The following is a 19,212-nucleotide window of genomic DNA, read 5'->3' on the forward strand; positions in this document are numbered from 1 at the left end:
AAGCGCCTTAAGCCCTCCATGTAAAATAAACTCCCCTTTCATCCATTACCGTTCAAATACCGGATACCATAATTTTAACTTTAGCATAAGAAATTCCCGGACGATATTATCTTTGGTTAACAACGACATATATTCTCGTACGCTCAAAACCGTGTATACTTAAAATTATGTATATTGTAAAAGGTACGGAGGTTTTATGAACCCTTTAACATCTTCACTGTTACTTTCCACCAAAATATCGGTCCCTCTCAAAGGGATTCAATCCCTGACAAGGCAAGGCCTTTTGTATACATTGGATCATGAGCCTTGGCGTGTCGCCAGCATCAGTGCGCCTGCTGGATCAGGTAAGACAACGCTGGTCAGTCAGTGGCTGCAGCATACGAAGCTAAAGGCAGGCTGGATATCGCTGGATGAATGGGATAACGATCTGGCCCGTTTCTGGCTCTATATCGCTTATACTCTGGACCAAAGCTGTTCTCCAGGGTTGTTAGAACGACTTGATCCGCTTTTTCAAAATGTTTCTCAAATTTCAAAAACCAACTTGGTAGAGGCTGTCATCCATGAGCTCCAGTCTTTATCTACCACTAGCGTTCTGATTTTAGATGATTATCATGTCATCACGGAACCCATTGTACATGAAAGCCTGGCATATTTAGTTCAGTATTTGCCCGACTCTGTTCGCCTTGTGATTGTTAGCCGCGAAGAGCCGCCCCTACCAACCGCCAAGTGGCAGTTAAACGGACAATGTATCATGATTGGTTACAATGACCTTCAGTTCAGTGCAGAAGAAATCGTAAGCTTTTATACAGATATAGCTAAAATTCCTGTATCCCAAACCCACACGACTCGACTGGCTTCCATCACGGAAGGGTGGGCCGCAGGTCTCAGACTGTCATCGCTTTCCTTGACCGCCCATCACAATATTGAAAGCTTTATTGGTGACTTTTCTGGTAAGCATAAAAAAGTTTCAGATTACTTATTTAGTGAGGTATTTGAAGGGTTAGAGCCGAATCTCAAGCGTTTTTTGCTGTATACTTCCATGCTCGGCCGTATGAACGCGGAAATTTGTCATGCAATAACCGGGCAAGCTGAAGCGGCTAATCTGCTCGAAAATTTAAAAAAACGACATTTGTTCCTCATCCCGCTGGATGATCAAAATGTATGGTTTCGCTATCATCATTTGTTCTCTGACTTTTTGCAAGCTGAATTGGACCGCACAGAACCTGGGCAAATGGCAAGACAGCATTTTGATGCAAGCGAAGCTTTCGCCCAAGCAAACCTGCTGGATGAGGCTATCGAACATGCTATTTTAGCTAAAGAGAATATGTGGGCAGTCTCTTTGCTAGAGCGACAAATTTTCAGTGTGTTACAGAGAGGGGAATTTACTACCCTTCTCCGATGGTTTAATGATTTGCAAGAAAGCGGAGCAGCACTTCCACTGCGTCTGTCCCTGATTTATGCTTTTGTACTGATTGTGCCAGGTCATTTTGATTTGGCTCAGCAGCAACTCTCCATCATTCAGAACGCCATGCTTGGCATGCAGCAGACCGATGTTCACGAAGAGTTATTAACCGGTATCTTTTTCGTTAGAGCCAATTTGGCATTCTCTACCGGGGATTATGAGAACTGGTTCTCCTATGCAGAACAGATTACAGGAAATATTCCGAAAGACCCAATATTTTATCACTTTAACTACAATATGAATGAACCGTTTATCCGCAAAACCCGGTTTGGGCTGAAAGGTGTGCTTACCCTTGAAACCGAGCGGATTGCTGAACGAATCATGGGAATTCTTCGAGCACATGGTTGGCAGGATTCCCCGTTTCATCATTATATTGTACAGTCTCTGGCTGAAGGATATTATGAGTGGAATCGGCTAGATGAGGCTGAGCAGCTTCTGCTGCAAACAGAACGAGTGGCACGGACCGGACAAATTCCCGGTTTGTTCGTCCCTAATCGGCTCACTTATGCCAAATTGCTGCTTGCCCAAGGCAAGACACTTGCAGCGGAAGAGATCATTGAGGAAGCGATTCGGTTTCTGGAGTATACACAAAACGTTCAGTGGATTAGTCCACTGAAAGCATGTCATGCCTGCTTGGACCTCCAAAATGGACAGCTGCGGCAGGCAAAAGATGTTCTGATCCGTCTGGGAATCAATGAAAGTAAACGGCCAACGATTCATAAACAATTGGAATACATGGTACTGGTTCGCTTCAATGTGGCGCAGGGGAAATACGAGCAAGCACTTCATATCCTGGAGAGACTAAAGCCACAAGGTGTAAGAGAATCCTGCCTGGTTAGTATAACTGAGATTTCCATTATGCAGGCACTCATTGAACATCAGCTTGAACATCATTTTGCTGCCTATGCATATCTAGAGGAAGCTTTAGTAAACGGCATGAATAACAACTATGTACGTAGCTTTGTAGACGAAGGAATTCCAATGCAAAAATTACTAAAATGCTACATGAGTACGCAGATTTCCAAAGAAAAATTTACTCCTTATGTGACCCTACTGCTTGAGCAGTTCCCTTCTAGTTTACAGGTACATGGAAATCCAACTGCTTCATCGCTATATGACCCGCTCACCCCCAAAGAACTGGAGGTTCTCCGTCATGTGGCGACAGGCGCTTCCAATCTAGAAATTGCCCAGGCATTAAGCTTGAAGGTAGGTAGTGTAAAGGTCTATCTAAATCGGATTTACGGAAAGCTGCAAGTTAGCTCCCGAACCCAAGCACTGCTTAAAGCTCAGGAACTGAATCTGATTTAGTCAGGGTATAAACCTGCTAAATTGTTATAATGCGATTCATGTGAATATTTTCAGCCCCTCCATAAAAAAAACCGCTAAACACCTCGATATACGAGTGTTTAGCGGTTTTTTTATGATAAGACCAAGAGGAGTTCGGCTCCTCTTTTAATTTGTTACTCTTGTGATACTCGTTATTTCGTTTCAACTGTTTTTTTCCACAGTCCCAGAATGAGCGCGGAAATCACGGAACCAATCGCCACTGCAAGCAAGAACAGCAAAGCATGGTTGGCAAGAGCTGCTACAAAAATCCCGCCATGTGGAGCTGGAAGATTGATTTGCCAGAATTGCGTCAGACCACCAGCAATCGCTGAACCTACAATACAAGAGGTCAGGACACGCAGGGGATCAGCAGCTGCGAATGGAATGGCTCCTTCCGTAATGAAGGACAATCCAAGTACATAGTTCGTCAAGCCAGATTTGCGCTCTTGCTCGGTAAACTTATTTTTGAAGAACGTCGAAGCTAGTGCAATCGCCAGTGGAGGTACCATACCGCCTGCCATAACAGCTGCCATCATAGCCCCGTTTGTGTTACCGCTGGAAGTGAAGACACCGATCGAAAATGCGTAAGCTGCTTTGTTGAAAGGTCCACCCATGTCGATCGACATCATTCCGCCCAGAATCAGACCCAAAATAACCGCATTACCTGTTCCCAAATTGTTCAGAACATTGACAAGCCACGTATTAATACCACCGAAAATCGGATCGAACAGGTAGAACATAATCGCGCCTGAAATTAGGAGTCCAAATACAGGGTATAACAAGATTGGTTTTAAACCATCCAGAGCTTTTGGCAGACCTGCAAAAGCTTTACGCAGGAAGATAACTACATAACCGGCCATGAAACCAGCTGCCAGACCGCCAAGGAACCCTGCATTGGAGTTTACAGCCATCAGACCACCGACCATACCTGGCATCAGTGCCGGGCGGTCTCCAATGCTCATTGCGATAAATCCGGCCAGTATCGGAATCAGGAAGTGGAACGCACCTGTTCCCCCGCCAATCGTTTGCAGCAGTTGGAAAAGTACATTATCTTCTCCGGCCACTTGTTCGATCAAGAAGGAAATCGCTAACAAGATCCCCCCGCCGACAACGAATGGCAACATATGAGAAATCCCGTTCATTAAATCCTTGTAAATTTTACTGCCCACGCTGGTCTTCTCGGCTTTTGACTCTTCAACGCTGCCTTTACCTTCACTACGGTAAATTGGCGCATCGCCGTTTAGCGCTTTGCGAATCAATTCTTCGGATTTACGGATACCGTCACTTACCGGTCTTTGCAATACAGGCTTACCGTCAAATCTGGCCATTTCGACCTTCTTGTCAGCCGCAACAATGACACCTTTGGCACGACGAATTTCATCCGCTGTCAGTACGTTTTGTGCGCCTTCCGAGCCGTTCGTTTCTACCCGGATATTTACACCCATCTCTTTCGCTTTCTTAATGAGAGCGTCTTCAGCCATAAACGTGTGCGCAATGCCTGTAGGACAAGCGGTCACCGCAACTACAAACTCGTCAGAATCCGGGTTGCCAACGATAACGTCAGGCGTTTGCTGTGCTTTGGCTGCCTCTTTCTTGGCCTCTTTTGCTTTTTTGGCAGCTTCTTCTTCCGCCTGCTTGGTATCAAACAACTCTGTTACTTCATCCGGTGTTTGTGTATTCATCAGCTTGTCGATGAAATCAGTATCAATGAGCAGCCGAGAGAGGGCAGCCAATGTGCGAAGATGTGTATTTGCTGCTCCCTCCGGAGCTGCAATCATAAAGAATACCTTCGCTGGCTCACCGTCCAGCGATTCGAATTCTACGCCTTTACTGCTTTTGGCAAAAACAACGGTCGCTTCATTCACAGCTTTGGTCTTGGCATGCGGCATCGCAATACCGCCACCGATTCCAGTGCTGGATTCGGCTTCGCGTTTGTAAATCATTTCTTTAAACAAGGCACGGTCATTAATACGTCCACTTGCTTCGAGACTGGCGATGAGTTCCTCAATCGCCCCGTCCTTTGTCGTCGCCTGCAGGTCCATGATCATCGTTTCTTTAATCATCAGGTCTGTTATTCTCATTGTTCACACTCTCCTAAGTTCGATCAGCGTGTAGACACACGCATAATAAGCTCATGATGCAGCCGGATTACCGTTTTGAAATCGTGACTTGCGGCCGTAATTGTTCAATTTTCTCTCTCGTAGCCAGATCATCAGAGAACGCAGTTGCGCTTCCGGATGCCACTCCTGCACGGAATGCTTCGATCGGATCGCCATGTAGAGCCAGCGTACCCACGAATCCAGCAATCATAGAATCACCTGCGCCTACAGAATTTTTCACCGTTCCTGCTGGTACATTTGCGTGATACACTTCATCTGCCGTAATGAACAAAGCCCCTTCTCCTGCCATGGAAATGAGTACATTTTTCGCACCTGCTTCAAGCAGTTTACGACCGTAAGTGACGATCTCCTCCTCAGAATGAATAGTTACGCCAAACAACTCAGCCAGCTCATGGTGATTCGGCTTGATGAGCAGCGGTTTATGAACCAAGGCCTTCATCAGCGCCTCACCTGTGGTGTCGATAACGAATTCAGCCCCGGTTTGCTGACATACGCGAATCAGTCGCTCGTAGAAGTCCCCTCCAAGTGATGGCGGGATGCTTCCCGACAAGACGACAATGTCATTTTTCTGGAGACCCGCCAGCTTTTGTACCAATGCATCGGCCTCTTGCTCACGAATCGCAGGTCCCAAACCGTTAATTTCTGTTTCATCACCATGCTTGAGCTTAATATTGATCCGTGTATCATCTTCGATCATTACAAAATCAGTTTTAATGGATTCTTCCCGCAATGTATCGTCGATAAACCTGCCTGTAAACCCTCCGAGAAAACCAATCGCCGTGCTGTCTGCTCCCAGCTGGTTCAAAATACGTGATACATTAATTCCCTTGCCCCCTGGCAGTTTTAGATCACGTTTCATCCGGTTCAAATCACCGAGCTTCAAATCGTCAACTTCCACGATGTAATCAATGGAAGGGTTTAGTGTTACTGTATATATCATTGTTATCCCTCGATTATCTTAGTTTTCTGAGCGATGGATCGGCGTGAACGTTCTGGCACCGATTCAGTAATAAGGATAGCTTCCTTGAGATCGAACAATTTGGCGAACGTTACTTCTCCAATTTTGCTGGAATCGGCCAACACATATGTTTTGCCGGACAGCTGATGGGCGCGCCGCTTGATCAGCGCCTCTTCAGGATCAGGAGTCGTATACCCCATCTCCACATCTACCCCGTTCGTTCCCAGAAAGCACTTGTCGAATCGAAAATTGTCCAGATTCTGTAGGGCAATACTCCCGATTACGGCTTTGGTATGAATTTTCATCATCCCTCCCAGTAGATAGCTTCTAATTCGTTTGCTTACCAGTGCTTCTACGTGGGAGAGACCGTTTGTCACGACCGTCACGTCTTTAGCTTCAATGTAAGGAATCATCGCCATCGTTGTTGTTCCCGCATCCAGATAGATACATTCACCATCCAAAATTTCTTTGGCTGCCATACGAGCGACTGCGTTTTTTTGTTGAACGTTTTTGAACGTTTTTTCTTCCATGCCGGGTTCCTGACTTTTCTGATTCAGCAAGGTTGCCCCTCCATGAATCCGCTTTAACAACTGACGGCCTTCAAGATCTATCAAATCACGCCGAATCGTTGACTCAGAGGCTCCCAAGAGATCAGCCAATTCCTGCAACTTTACAACACCACGCTCTTGTAAGCGCTGTATTATTAACTTGTATCTTTCTTCCGTCAGCATCTTCATTCCCCCAACTGTTCTTATCGTACCACAAACCTAGCAAAAAACAATCATTTTTCTTCAAAAAGATTCAAAAAAATTCATTCCGACTTCATTTTTTTACAAAATGGTGAATTCCTACTCTAATCAGCATGATTGCGTTTACATTTTAAAGAAATTTCATCTGCTTTTATGTAAATTCATTCTTCTTACATGGAAATTCAGCAGTAAACGTTCAAAAACGTTCTGACACTTCAATTAGTACTATTTTACCATTCTACGTACCATTCGTCCCAACCTTATTTAGTCAGAAAAGGGCTAATCACTGGAACTTCGTCCTCAGTGTTTAGCTCCTTGTGACGCTTCTCCCCCTAACGCTCAATTCTTAACGATTCCAATAACAAAACCATCATATCCCTTGCTCCCCAAGGTCTGAATGGCTGTAGCTGTAATTCTCGATTCCTCAGCCAGCAAATCATAAAACTTTCTTACGCCCTGCACACGAGGGTCTGTGCTGTAAGCTTGAATGATCTCCCCTTCACGGACAACATTGTCCCCGATAATAACGGTGCCAGAACGTGAAAAACGAAGTGCCCACTCCAGATATAATGGATTATTGGGTTTATCCGCATCAATAAAAATGAGATCAAAAGGTGCAACGCCCTCATCCTTCATTTGTGTCAACTGCTCCAATGCGTCTCCCTCTCGAAGTTCCACCATTCCATCCAACTGAGCCAACGATATATTCGACCGAGCGATTTTAACATGAACCGGATGGGCTTCCAGCGTAACTATTTTTCCATCTGTCGGCAAGGCCCTACCCAGCCAGATTGTACTGTAGCCTCCCAAGGTACCAATCTCCAACACACGTCGTGCGCCTTGCATTTGAGCTAAGATATTTAATAGCTTTCCCTGATTAGGCGACACATCATGCGGAGGTAATCCTGCCTGTTGGTTAGTAGCCAATACCTTTTCCAAGACAGCATCATGCGGAATAAGACGCTCCGAGATATAATGATCTACTTGTTCCCACGTATTCGTTGAATGCATTTGCTCCACTCTCCTTTGGCTTTAACTTACAATTTGATTGTAAATGAATTACTATTATAAAAATAATGTATGTTTTTACTCTATTCATAATTTATATGTATGAGTTAATCAGAAAGGAGTCCGGTCTTGAACCTGCATGCATTACGCTTATTTCACGTGGTCGCCTCTACAAGGAGTGTGACACGTGCCTCTGAGCTATTAAATATTAGCCAACCTGCGATAACAGCCCAGATTAAAAAATTCGAAAAGGAAATATCCCTCACACTGCTCGTGCCCATGGGAAGAGGGATTTACCTTAACCGATGCTGGTGAAAAGCTTGCTGTTCTCGCCAAACGGCTTTTTGCTGTCGAACAGCAAATCGAACAATTTTCACAGGATTATCGTGACGGAGCCCATGGTCATATTCGGCTGGCTGCTACTTATTTACCGGCTCATTTCCTCATTCCGGCCTGGATCGCAAAATTCAAACAGCAATATGAACAAGTTGAAATGACGATTCATACCACGAACTCCAATGATGCCTTGCAGCAGCTATTGAATATCGAAGTAGATTTGGCGATCTATGGAGGACTGCCTGAGCAGTACTCCGATACGATTCAGACCGAAGAATTATTTCGTGATGAGCTATGGTTTGTAGTAGCGCCGGATCATCGGTATGCGAATCAGCAGGTTTCATTATTGCAAATGATGCAGGAGCCCTTTGTTATGCGTGAGAAGGGAAGCTCGACACGAGAGAGATTGTTTTCCTTATGTCGAACCTACAATGCCCCTGCTCCCAAAGTCACACTTAACTTCACAGGGCTGCATGAGGCGATTACCGCAGTGATTGCCGGTTATGGTGCAAACTTTGTGTCCTCACTAGTCGTGCGTGAATATGTAGAACGCGGTGAGCTATGCCGGGTATATGTGGAGGGTGTCCAGCTTCTCAATTCAATCACTATTTGTACTCGCAAAAATGAGCCACTATCAGCGGCTACCCAGAATTTCATCCAGCTTATTCGCAATCATTCTTGATAAGCATGGGATACCTGTGTACACTTGCGCCTTCTTTAAATAACAAGAGCCATGACTGCGTGCATACCGCATTCATGGCTCACCTTGTTATGATAAATATTCACCCTCAATCATCTTCTCCAGGTAATCTCCCGGCTGCGCAAGAAACTCAGCAAAGCTGCATACATCCGCATATTCCTGATGTTCTTCATCGTAATAGCCCAGACACTTGTGCTTGGGATTCCACACCAAAAGGATATCCGAATAGTTATCTACTTCTAGAGACAAACGCAACAGCTTTTGTCGACCTACTTTCATCTCAACCGTATCTATGAAAGAGAAGAACTCAACAAATTGGATACCCAAATCATTTTCTGGCAGGTCTACACGGCGCTGGTCTCCCATTAGAAAGGCTGTAAGATCCTTAGGAAACTTGTAGCTTTTTAAAGCGTATTGTTTATTCTCCAGATTATGAAACGCTGGCGGTTCCACAGACTTTAGATATTCGGCCATTTCCACGTTCTTATTGCTAACAGCAATCGTATATGCCCGATCTCCACCTTTTTCTGCCAGTGTCACGTCAGCCCCATGCTCTACCAGGTACTTAACCATCGCAAAATCATTATTTCGTGCTGCTACAGTTAAAGGAGTCGCTTTATAGGGATACACCATATCAGAGGCATTGTAATTAATATCTGCACCATGCTCCAACAGTATTGCTACAGTGTTCAGGTCATGGTTACTAACTGCGTTGCGCATCGTCGCTCCCCCATGCTGCTTTATATCGAGGCCAAGTTCGTGAATCAGCGGCATATTCTTTTTATTGCCATAATAGGCTTGCTCATAGGCACCAGATTTGACTTGATTTTTTCCGTCCAGCTTGGCACCATGGGCCACCACATAGCGGACAATCTCTTCTGAGCAGTAGCGAACAGCTGTTAAAAATGCAGGGCGATCTTTTGCATTGAGTTGAACTCCCTGCTCCACCAACAGCTTTAACACGGCCATTCGCTGAGAAATAAGCGCAAGGTCTAATGGACTTAACGTCGTATGTTTGCTGAGTTTAATTTCTTGTTCTATATCCCAGCCTTCGGTCAGCGCTTGGCGTAATGCCGATATATTGCCTTCTACAATATGCATTGCGATTTCGGGAAGAACGTCAAATTTGCCAATATCTTTTAATTGGATCATTGTATACCCTCACTCTTTATGTATCTATTATCATGTAAATCTATTTTATACCAATCTCCCCTTTACATAAATCCGCCTGACTTCCCAGTTTATTTGCTCACTTTTAATGCAAACAAGTGAGTAGTATAGGTGAAAGTACCTTAGAGAAGCTATAATTGTATAGTATTATGATTCTGTATACTTGATGCAACGAAAAGGAGAACTTATGAATAGCATTCAATACTTATCCCAATTCAATTTGCTACATAGTCTCTCACGAGAAGATTTGATTGAAATGGATCAAATGACCTTTATTACGACTATGCAAAAAAACACATTTATTCAAACCCCGGATACCTTCTCCAAGGGGCTTTATTTTGTGAAAAGGGGAAAGGTACGTCTCTACAAGCTGAATGCCGATGGGAAGCAGTTCACTTTGGATATTCTCAGTGAGGGAAATGTATTCGGTGAAATGGACATGATTTCGCTGGGGACACGGGACATGTACATAGAAACGATAGAAGAATGCGATATCTGCTTGATGGACACAGACCGATTTGAACATTTTTTAATCCATCATCCCCGGTTTATGATGAACATGATTCAGGTACTAAGTGACCGGATCTCAGGAATGAGCAGTTTAGCCCAGCATCTGGCTTTGGGGAATTTACAAGATAAAATTATGTATGTTCTTTTAAAATTATGTGATCAATTTGCCCTTCAAAGTCATGATGAGTATTACAAAATTGATTTTCCGCTTTCTCACCAGGAAATAGCGAATTTGGTTGGGGCCACCCGTGAAGCTGTAACAACCGCTCTACAGAAGCTTGTCAAAGAAAAGGCCATTAAAACCGGTTTTAAGACAATTTACATCCATCGCCAAAAGCTAGTCAAGTTGTAAGCTACATTACATCTTTCCTCCTGACAAAAGAATTATCGTATACCTACCAGCAAATATACGATATGGAGTGATGAAATGTTACACCGCAAAGGAGCTCGCAAAGGAACAGATATCCCTACTGATGTACTTCAACTGCTACAGCAGGGACAGCTTGAGACCGTGAATCTTACCGAATGGCTGGCTGTGGATCATGTTGTTCTTCTGCGGAACGCTCTGGATGAGTTTGGATTGCAGCGATCATTCAATGTCTTCTTGACTGAATTGGATCATCTGAAGGAAAAAAAGATCATGAAAATGATACCCGCAATAGCACAGGCGTGGCTTCATGTGTTTGAGCAACAAGCGCTAGAAGAACGTACTCGACTCTTTGACGCGATGGCCTCCCATCTTTCAGACAGCATTCGCTGCTGGGCTGCCTACATCATCGGGATTGATTCCCGTTTAAGTCTAGAAGAGAAATTAGCTGGCATTCGACCATTTGCAGCGGATTCCCATTTCGGAGTACGTGAAATAGCCTGGATGGCAATGAGAGAACCTATATTCTTGCAACTGGATGAGGGGCTTGCGCTGTTAAACAGCTGGGTGCGAAATGAGGATGCTAACATACGTCGTTTTGCTATTGAATTAACCCGGCCACAAGGCGTTTGGGCCAAGCACATCCCTGAACTAAAAGAACATCCCGAGCTGGCCCTTCCACTTTTGGAAGCGGTTCAATCCGACCCAGTCAAATATGTTCAAGACTCGGTGGGCAATTGGCTGAATGATGCCAGCAAAACTAACCCGGAATGGGTAACTCAGGTTTGTAATACATGGCTGATGACTTCTGATACAAAGGAAACGAAGCGAATAGTAACTCGGGCCCAAAGAAGCTTGAACAAAATGAAATAATTCGAAGACTCCTCCCCATCCAATCCATATCTAAAATATCACATAAACTATGAGGTACATCTGGAATATTAGGAGTGGAGGAATTTCTATATCTATTGTCCGAATCTATTTGGAAGCAGACAGTATTGTATCTGGGAACGTTGCAGCGATACGGGTTAACGACACTTTCTGCTACTAATCTAATCATAAATACTGGCTTATTAGTTGGCGCTACCGTAGTTGTTGAGGTGATCAATTTCAACACCAGCGCTTCCTCAACTTCTGTCAACAACGTCACAGTGACGACCACAATAAACGACTGAGCTACGTAAAACAGGACAAACGCCTCTTTTTTATGATTTTATAAAAGGGTAAAATTCCCTTTATAAATATGAAACAGAGGGAGTTATTTCCATGAAATTCAGTTTTGCCTATTTTCGATTTTATTTTGTTGCACTTATAGCACTATTCATTCTTACCAGTTGCAATTCCAAAAATGCTGTAACTACAGTCCACACGAATTCTAATGTAGACAATATGACTCATAATACAGCCGTTGTGGACAAAGAAAGTCAGCCTGTCCCACACGTCACAGAGTCGTCGGCTCATACCGTTACCTCGGATAAGGATCTTGTGGCTCTCACCATTCCCGCTGGCTGGCGTAAATTTAAACAAGGACAACTGGATTCGGTGCTTAGTGTTTGTGACAAAGAAAAAAAGAACGTAGGGCTGGTTTTCCGTGTCCCCAAGTCAGCTTTTGCAAATAATATGACGCTCGACGAATTCGTACAGCAACGTGAAGAAATCTCCGCACTGGGCCTAGAAAACTTTAAGGCTGTGGATACTACCCCAATCCAGATTGATTCCACAACCGCCAGAACAGCCGATTATAGTGGGAATTTCAAGGGCCAACAGGTCTATTACTTCAGTGCCATGTTTGAGAGCAAACAGCATTATCTTCAAGTATTGATCTATTCAAGGGGAGGCTCAGCTATAGAAAAACATCACGAATTTGCGACAATAGCCAGCTCCTTGAAAATATTAAGCGACTCACAAGTTGAGCCTGATCTTCGTTCAACAACTATTTTAAAAACTTTTAAAAGCGAAGATGCTCAGCAACAAATCCGTCTCCCTTATGTATGGAAGTCTGGTTTAATTCTTAATCCAGATGCATTAATTCAAGCCTGGTATGAAAAAAACGATGCGTACATGGCGGTCATCAAGGATTGGAAATCTGAACTACCTTATGAGAAATCCTCAATGATCACATTAAAAGAATACGCTGAGTTTTCAGCTCAATTAGTACTTAAAAGGTCTGGAAAAGGGATAATATTGACGGGACCAATAAAGGTCAATATTAACGGGAATCAAGGCTTGCAATACGAAGTATGGACAGAGAGCGATAAAGTGAAAGTTGTATATTTAATCACTTATTTGGAGCATACCGATTCGTTCTCTCAAATTATTTTCTGGACAAGAGCAGATTATTACAATGATCAAAAATCTGAATTTCAAAGATATACCAAGACATATAGAGAAGTAGAAATATAGACATAACAAAATCCGCCAAACACTTAGGAATCTTGTGTGAAGCGGATTTTTCTATATGACTTTCGCAGATTGAAGTCTTAAAGCTTCTCCCAATTAGTATGCAAAGATGTTACTTGTATTTCCTTTATTTTTTGTGGGCTAATAAGAGATTAACTATGGTATCCAGTTGAAGCTCCAGCGAATAGGGGTCTTCCATCACAAACTCATCCCCTTTATTGCTGAATGAACCGTACATGTACACCTGTCCTTTTTTTACAGCCGGAAGACCTTTCCATAGCTCACTATGCAGGATCTGATTGGCCCCCTCATCTTTTGAGCCATATACAAAAATATGATCTCCCATATACTCGGGTAAAACCTCAAGTGAAATATTTTCAAATCCCTCTTTCATATTCAATGCTTTCTTTGTGGGTGGCAGCTTTAGCATTTGATATATGGTTGGACTTCCGTAGTTGCCGCCTTTCGCCGCCAAAACATATATGGATTTATTGGCGACTTGTACGATCGAAACCGTCTCTCCATCTTTAATGATACCGTCAATTTTGGTTCTGGCCTCTGCAACTTTCTTCTCATATTCAGCGATCCACTGCTCGGCTTCTTTCTGTTTGCCAAAAATTTCACTGATTCTGCGGAATTTATCCAGTGGTCCCGCTGTAGATTCACCCTCCCAATACGGCAGGAACACAGTCGTTCCTATCTTTTGGTAGCTGTCGATGTTCTTTTCAATTGAGCCGATAATTAAATCAGGTTGCAGAACGGTCAGTTCCTCCAAATCCATAGGAAAATCTCCGAGATCTTTGATTCCGGCTAACTTCTCCTTGGGATATCCCGATGGATCAATCCAAGCCTCATTCAGCATATAGCTTCTGACCCCTACCGGAATAATCCCCAGTTTAAAAGATGACCCATATACTGATCCGATGCCACTCGTTTCGGGTTTGCAGGTACTTCCACATCGCCTTTTAGTGTCTTAACCGTTCTTGTCTGCGTTTGTACTGCCGCTTGTCCATCGCTGTTAGATGTTTCCACTGTATGATTAGCCTTCGTCTGCGAGCTTCCATGTGTATTCGTCGGAGCTGAGTAGGCCCCCAGCATCAATGATAAGCACAACATGATCATCATAGCCGTCATTTTGCCTCTACCGTGCATGAAAAAATCCCCTTCCGCATGATACCGATATTGATAATCAATATCAGTATAACGTGTGAAGGCTGTCTGCTGAAGGGCATATTTAAGCTTCGTTTGGGGCATATCCTGATCTTGTCCCTGGATATGCTGCTGCCGTTCTTTTTTGAATCGTATAGGAGATAGTCCCTTATATTTCTTGAAGCTGCGACTTAATGAATGCGCATCTGGATATCCCACACGCTCTGCGATCTCCTGCAAAGTGCATCCGTCTGCATTAGTAGCTCTGCCGCCCGATTCGCCCGTATCTGACCCAAGTAATGAATTGGACTGGTATGCATTTTACTTTTGAACAGCCTTGATAAATGTCCGGTACTGCACTCTAGGTCCTCCGCAATAGATTCTAGTGTTATAGGCCGACTAAAATGCTCACGAATATAGGTTACAGCTTGCGCTACCAAGTTAGGCTTAAGGGGCTGAATACCTTGTCGATCCAGTTGGTGTAACAACTCGAATACAAAATAATGAAACTCCTTACGACTGGGCAGGGCCAAAGTTGCCTTGTACAGAATGATATAATATTCAAGCACATCCTCTGTCAGGACGCTCAAGCACATTCCTTTTCCCCCATGCAGGACATGGAAACGGATCACACCTATGAACACTGTCATCCAGCCATACTCGTGCACTTCCGCGCACCGTATATAAAAACGCACTGACCGGAAGTCTATAGCTCCTCAATTCTTCCCCTTTATCCATTTTCTTATGGCGAACATCCATCACCTGTATAAACACATGATTCCACAATACAATGTGATCGTTCAACTTCATTACTACCGCTCAGCCCCTATTCAAACCGATGTGTTGCTTATCCCGCCCAATTTATTAGAATAGATTCATTATAATTGATAATCATTCTCACAAGCAATCATTACGTCTAACTTCCTCTAGATCGTCAAAGCCGCTGATTATCCCCCTATGCAAATATAAGAAAAAGCCCTGTAAAAGGGCTCTCTTTCTTGTGATGCATTCTATTGTCGCTTAAAGTTCCACCTATGTGATTAGGTTCCAAATCGTTTACGATACCCGCACTTTCGGCACAACTCTTCTACTGCCTCTCTTCTGGAGAATCCAAAGTACAGACGGTTTGCACGCTCACCTTCCACGATCTCGGAAAAAGTTTGCTCATGCACATTTCCTAAGTTAATGACACCTTCTCCATCAAGACAGCAAGGGACCACTGTTCCATCCACCAAAACCGCCGCCTGACTGCGAAGCGCATGACAAAAGCCTTTTCCGTCATCTTCCGGAGCACTCAGGCTAGGCCATTCAAATTCGTAGTCCTGATTCAAATATACATTAGGAGCGATTTTGACCCCACTGCCCGGTATTACTTTTTCCTCAATCCGATAATCCAGTCCAAACTCTTGCTCCAATTGCTCCAGTGTCTCCCGGTTGCGCTGACGCTGCACATTAGTCAAATTATCTTGAGTCAGATTCCAGAGACGGAAGGAAATAATGATATTGTGCTTCACAGCTTCTCTGACAAACGTGAAAATATGACCTAAATAACCTTCTCGATCCACAGAACCTTCATGCCCGTCAAAACTATGAAGAGAAAAATTCATCTGCCGTAAGGCTGGCTGACCAAGCAGCTTATGTCCAGTCTTCGGCAGCAAGGTACCATTGGTGGTAATATTGACCTTTAAGCCTTTTTCATGCGCACTCTCCAGCAAAAGATCAATTTTGGGATGGAGCAAAGGCTCTCCTTTTACATGCAGATAAATGTAATCCGTATGCGGCTTGACCTGATCAAGCACATTCCGAAAGACTTCCGGATCAATAAATTTTTTGACACGTTGTGTCTGAGGGCAAAAACTGCATGCAAGATTGCAAATGCTTGTTATCTCAATGTATACCTTCTTAAAAGTCTTCAACATGATTTCCCCATTCTAACCTTCATCCTGAACATTTGGTTTATGCTCACTAATCTTATGATTATAACGGGTTATGAACGAGAGGTAAACTCTGCGGATATTTTCTATTGACCTTAGGTCTGACCTAAGGTTTATAGTGAAGTTATTCAATTATCAATTATGAGTAAGGAGACCTATCATTGAAAAAACACATAACGATCAGCCAGCTTGCTCAGCTCATGAATGTATCTGTACATCAGCTGCGGTATTTTGAGGAAAAGGGGATCCTTTATCCGTTATACACAGATGAAAATCAATATCGAATGTACGGACTTCATGAAATTTATCAACTTTCCCATATTTTAATGCTCCGTAAACTAAACATCCCTGTCGGTCAAATTGAAGAATGTATGACTTCCTACACTGCCGATGATTACAACCAGCTTTTAGAACATTCGTTACAGAAGGTACAGGATGAAATCGCTAATTTAAAGTTGCTCGAACAGTTTATTCACAAAGTGCTAAAAGAACATCATACCCTTACACAGCAGAACAATGAGTATCGACTCAAGCTGCAGAGCACTCGACATTTAAAGCTGTGGTTTGCATTGGAGAGTGATCAAGAACTCACGGCCAGGAATCTATTTGAGCAGCGGCCTGCCCCACCACAATTATTTGAAAATGATCTACATTATCTATCTGACTCTGGACAGGTGAAGCTATACTATGAAACGACATCAGGAACAGCTGACTACATTCTGGAAGAAGGTACCTATCTCTACAAGCATTTCTCCGCCACTGAAGACGCTGAGATAGAACACCAAGTCCAACAACTGGAGCATTATGCGACCCAGTACCAATATGAATGCTTGAGCAAGATCATTGTGGTGGAAAAATCCTATCTATCCATATTTGACAGCAACGAGCTGCAATATGAGATTCAAGTACAAATTTCTGATAGCAGGAGGACGTTACATGAGTCCACAATCCTATGACATTGTTGCTTATCAAGAGCAAGACCATGAAGCCGTATGTAAGCTCTTAGTGGAATCGTTTAAAGCAAAATTTCAAGCTCTTGTTGCACTGGAGGATCAAGATATACAGCGTTTATTAATGCAGGTTTGGGTTCAAAATGCTAATTGTATATCTATGAAACAATTTGTGGCCAAAGAGAACGAAGATGTTGTTGGTGTCCTTTCGCTCAAATGGAAGGCTCCCTCCTCTTCACTTCCTATAGCCAATCTCATTTCTTTGGCTCCGCTTATAAAACAGTTTGGCTGCTTCAATGTATTTAAATTTTTGACAGGCATGCATGCGCTGGAATATAAGCCTGCCATAGATGAGTGTTACATTGATCATTTGGCGATTCGATCAAGTCATCGCAATCAGGGGATCGGGCGACGTTTTCTAGCTTTCGCACAGCAGTTTACGCTTGAATCCGGTTTCCATGCGCTGACACTTCATGTAGCACATAAGAACCAGCAGGCTATTCGTTTGTACCACAATCTAGCGTTTGAAATAGAGCAGTCCCAATATAATTATTGGCGGCATTTTTGGTTCAAGGAGCCTGTATGGCATCTAATGAGCTGGAAAGAACGAAACTGCAATCGAGGAGAGAACAGCATTGAAAAAAACATATAGGCTTACCCTTGGTATTGTGGCAGGTCTGGTTGTTGCCTTGATATTGATTGTTTTATATCAAAATTCCTACAAGATGACGGAAGAAAAAATACAAATTGCGACTCCCAAAGGAGTATTAACAGGTACATTGGCTTTGCCTAAGAACTACTCGGGAAAGATTGGACTGGTTGTTTTTGTCCATGGAGATGGTCCAATCAATGACACCTATGATGATGGATACAAACCACTGTGGGAAAGGTTCGCTTCTAAGGGCTATGCTTCCTTATCCCTGAATAAGCCCGGTATTAACGGCGCTCCAGGCAATTGGCTGGAGCAGAGCATGGAGGACCGGGCACAGGAGATTCGATATGCAGTTGACTGGGCCAAAACCTTACCGATGATTGATAAGCACAAAATCGGCCTATGGGGGGCCAGTCAAGCAGGCTGGGTCATTCCGAAAATCGTTAAAGAGGAGCATGATATTGCATTCAGCATCCTTGTATCGCCGGCCGTGAATTGGATTACACAAGGGCAATTTAACACCAGGAAAGAGTTGGAACAAGAAGGAACTAGCCCGCAGCAAATTAAAAAGAGACTGGACTACGACCAAAAGATTCTACAACTACTGAAAAAACATGCTTCCTATGAAGAGTACCTAAGCATGGCCGATCCTGAGAATATAATTCCCAAAGAAAGATGGAGCTTTATAGGCAAAAATTTTCGTTCTGATTCTACGGAAGAATTAAGCTACTTAAAATCTCCTGTACTCTTGGTGCTGGCTGGAAAAGATATGAACGTAGATGTAAAAGACACCGAGCGAGTATATCGCCAAAAGATATCTCCAGAGCTGCTGTCTGTCATTCATTTACCTGAAGTTGACCATTCCATGATGAATGAACAAATTGCGCATTCCAAGTCCCTAACCTTCTTAACGGCCGTATTTGCCCCTAGACAATTGGTAAATAGTGAGTACCTGAAGATTCTTGCCGATTATGTCAGTCAGCATTAAACAATGATATTCTTTTTTTCCATATTTCTTTGGAATAGGCTAATGAAAACCCCATCGAAAAATAAAAGGACTGATCAGAACCCACAAAGATTCTTTCTACAACTTTGTCCTTGACTCTTTTTATGGCTTCATAAATAATGCCTTTTCCAAGCCCCATTTTTCTATACTTCGGTATCGTACCTACAGGCTCCAGTATTCCTATTTTATTTAGCTCGTCGTACCAGACAGTAGTGAAAGAAGCAACTTCATTCGCATCCGAAATTCTAAACCCGTTTGGTAATTCCAGCTTTACATCATGCGGTACATTCATATAGGACGTCGTTTCTTTCCCATCCTGCAAGATGTACCCTCTTTTTTCAAAAGCTCCTTCAGTTGCTCTCCATCCTCGTTTACGATTATATCTAAAGTAGCTACATTCTCACCATGTAAAGTT

Annotated in this window: 17 protein-coding genes and 1 pseudogene; 8 read left to right on the forward strand and 10 right to left on the reverse strand. The window is 43.4% G+C overall.

What is annotated here, in order from left to right; translation table 11 throughout:
* The first annotated feature begins 196 nt into the window (after positions 1-196).
* Entirely contained in the window at positions 197-2,770 is a 2,574-nt protein-coding gene (locus tag OIU26_RS16090; protein WP_264217373.1) for a LuxR C-terminal-related transcriptional regulator, read from the forward strand.
* A gap of 170 nt (positions 2,771-2,940) precedes the next feature.
* Here the strand turns inward: OIU26_RS16090 and OIU26_RS16095 are convergent, their stop codons facing one another.
* The 4 genes from OIU26_RS16095 to OIU26_RS16110 all read right to left on the reverse strand — a co-directional run bounded on the left by OIU26_RS16095 (position 2,941) and on the right by OIU26_RS16110 (position 7,626).
* Positions 2,941-4,869 (reverse strand): fructose-specific PTS transporter subunit EIIC, encoded by a 1,929-nt coding sequence (locus tag OIU26_RS16095; protein ID WP_264217374.1) that lies wholly within the window; start codon positions 4,867-4,869, stop codon positions 2,941-2,943.
* Between the two features lie 67 nt (positions 4,870-4,936).
* Positions 4,937-5,848, reverse strand: coding sequence for a 1-phosphofructokinase (pfkB, locus tag OIU26_RS16100; protein ID WP_264217375.1), 912 nt, complete (start codon positions 5,846-5,848; stop codon positions 4,937-4,939).
* Between the two features lie 2 nt (positions 5,849-5,850).
* On the reverse strand, positions 5,851-6,597 hold the full coding sequence (locus OIU26_RS16105; RefSeq protein ID WP_013370378.1) for a DeoR/GlpR family DNA-binding transcription regulator: 747 nt from the start codon (positions 6,595-6,597) through the stop codon (positions 5,851-5,853).
* Positions 6,598-6,954: 357 nt separating this feature from the next.
* Positions 6,955-7,626 (reverse strand): O-methyltransferase, encoded by a 672-nt coding sequence (locus OIU26_RS16110; RefSeq protein WP_264217376.1) that lies wholly within the window; start codon positions 7,624-7,626, stop codon positions 6,955-6,957.
* A gap of 126 nt (positions 7,627-7,752) precedes the next feature.
* Here OIU26_RS16110 and OIU26_RS16115 point away from each other — a divergent pair.
* Positions 7,753-8,641, forward strand: a pseudogene (locus OIU26_RS16115) (LysR family transcriptional regulator).
* Between the two features lie 87 nt (positions 8,642-8,728).
* Here OIU26_RS16115 and OIU26_RS16120 read toward each other — a convergent pair.
* Positions 8,729-9,811, reverse strand: a complete 1,083-nt coding sequence (locus OIU26_RS16120; RefSeq protein WP_264217377.1) for an ankyrin repeat domain-containing protein — start codon at positions 9,809-9,811, stop codon at positions 8,729-8,731.
* A 205-nt stretch (positions 9,812-10,016) separates the two neighbouring features.
* Between OIU26_RS16120 and OIU26_RS16125 the strand changes: the two genes are divergently transcribed.
* From OIU26_RS16125 to OIU26_RS16135, 3 genes are all read left to right on the forward strand, one after another.
* Complete coding sequence (locus tag OIU26_RS16125) at positions 10,017-10,691, forward strand: Crp/Fnr family transcriptional regulator (RefSeq protein WP_264217378.1); 675 nt, start codon at positions 10,017-10,019, stop codon at positions 10,689-10,691.
* A gap of 75 nt (positions 10,692-10,766) precedes the next feature.
* The gene (locus tag OIU26_RS16130; RefSeq protein ID WP_264217379.1) at positions 10,767-11,579 is read left to right on the forward strand and encodes a DNA alkylation repair protein; all 813 of its coding nucleotides are present in this window, start codon (positions 10,767-10,769) and stop codon (positions 11,577-11,579) included.
* 393 nt (positions 11,580-11,972) lie between these two features.
* Positions 11,973-13,109, forward strand: a complete 1,137-nt coding sequence (locus OIU26_RS16135; RefSeq protein ID WP_264217380.1) for a hypothetical protein — start codon at positions 11,973-11,975, stop codon at positions 13,107-13,109.
* Between the two features lie 124 nt (positions 13,110-13,233).
* Here OIU26_RS16135 and OIU26_RS16140 read toward each other — a convergent pair whose 3' ends face one another.
* The 4 genes from OIU26_RS16140 to OIU26_RS16155 all read right to left on the reverse strand — a co-directional run bounded on the left by OIU26_RS16140 (position 13,234) and on the right by OIU26_RS16155 (position 16,174).
* Positions 13,234-13,968 (reverse strand): ABC transporter substrate-binding protein, encoded by a 735-nt coding sequence (locus OIU26_RS16140; RefSeq protein WP_255305257.1) that lies wholly within the window; start codon positions 13,966-13,968, stop codon positions 13,234-13,236.
* Positions 13,969-13,982: 14 nt separating this feature from the next.
* Positions 13,983-14,495, reverse strand: coding sequence for a hypothetical protein (locus tag OIU26_RS16145; RefSeq protein ID WP_264217381.1), 513 nt, complete (start codon positions 14,493-14,495; stop codon positions 13,983-13,985).
* The gene (locus OIU26_RS16150; RefSeq protein WP_264217382.1) at positions 14,447-14,905 is read right to left on the reverse strand and encodes a helix-turn-helix domain-containing protein; all 459 of its coding nucleotides are present in this window, start codon (positions 14,903-14,905) and stop codon (positions 14,447-14,449) included. Before OIU26_RS16150 ends, OIU26_RS16145 begins: the two co-directional genes overlap by 49 nt.
* 390 nt (positions 14,906-15,295) lie before the next feature.
* On the reverse strand, positions 15,296-16,174 hold the full coding sequence (locus OIU26_RS16155; RefSeq protein ID WP_013370372.1) for a radical SAM/SPASM domain-containing protein: 879 nt from the start codon (positions 16,172-16,174) through the stop codon (positions 15,296-15,298).
* Positions 16,175-16,350: 176 nt separating this feature from the next.
* Here OIU26_RS16155 and OIU26_RS16160 point away from each other — a divergent pair, with 176 nt between their 5' ends.
* From OIU26_RS16160 to OIU26_RS16170, 3 genes are read left to right on the forward strand one after another with little or no spacing between them, the layout of a single operon-like run.
* Entirely contained in the window at positions 16,351-17,145 is a 795-nt protein-coding gene (locus tag OIU26_RS16160) for a MerR family transcriptional regulator (protein ID WP_264217383.1), read from the forward strand.
* On the forward strand, positions 17,126-17,791 hold the full coding sequence (locus tag OIU26_RS16165; protein WP_264217384.1) for a GNAT family N-acetyltransferase: 666 nt from the start codon (positions 17,126-17,128) through the stop codon (positions 17,789-17,791). Before OIU26_RS16160 ends, OIU26_RS16165 begins: the two co-directional genes overlap by 20 nt.
* Entirely contained in the window at positions 17,775-18,779 is a 1,005-nt protein-coding gene (locus OIU26_RS16170; RefSeq protein WP_264217385.1) for a serine aminopeptidase domain-containing protein, read from the forward strand. Before OIU26_RS16165 ends, OIU26_RS16170 begins: the two co-directional genes overlap by 17 nt.
* Here OIU26_RS16170 and OIU26_RS16175 read toward each other — a convergent pair.
* On the reverse strand, positions 18,766-19,089 hold the full coding sequence (locus OIU26_RS16175; RefSeq protein ID WP_264217386.1) for a GNAT family N-acetyltransferase: 324 nt from the start codon (positions 19,087-19,089) through the stop codon (positions 18,766-18,768). The two genes, OIU26_RS16170 and OIU26_RS16175, sit on opposite strands and share 14 nt — an antisense overlap.
* Between the last annotated feature and the right edge of the window lie 123 nt (positions 19,090-19,212).

The organism is Paenibacillus sp. BT-177 (assembly GCF_025846815.2).
GTDB classification, from domain to species: Bacteria; Bacillota; Bacilli; order Paenibacillales; family Paenibacillaceae; genus Paenibacillus; species Paenibacillus polymyxa_C.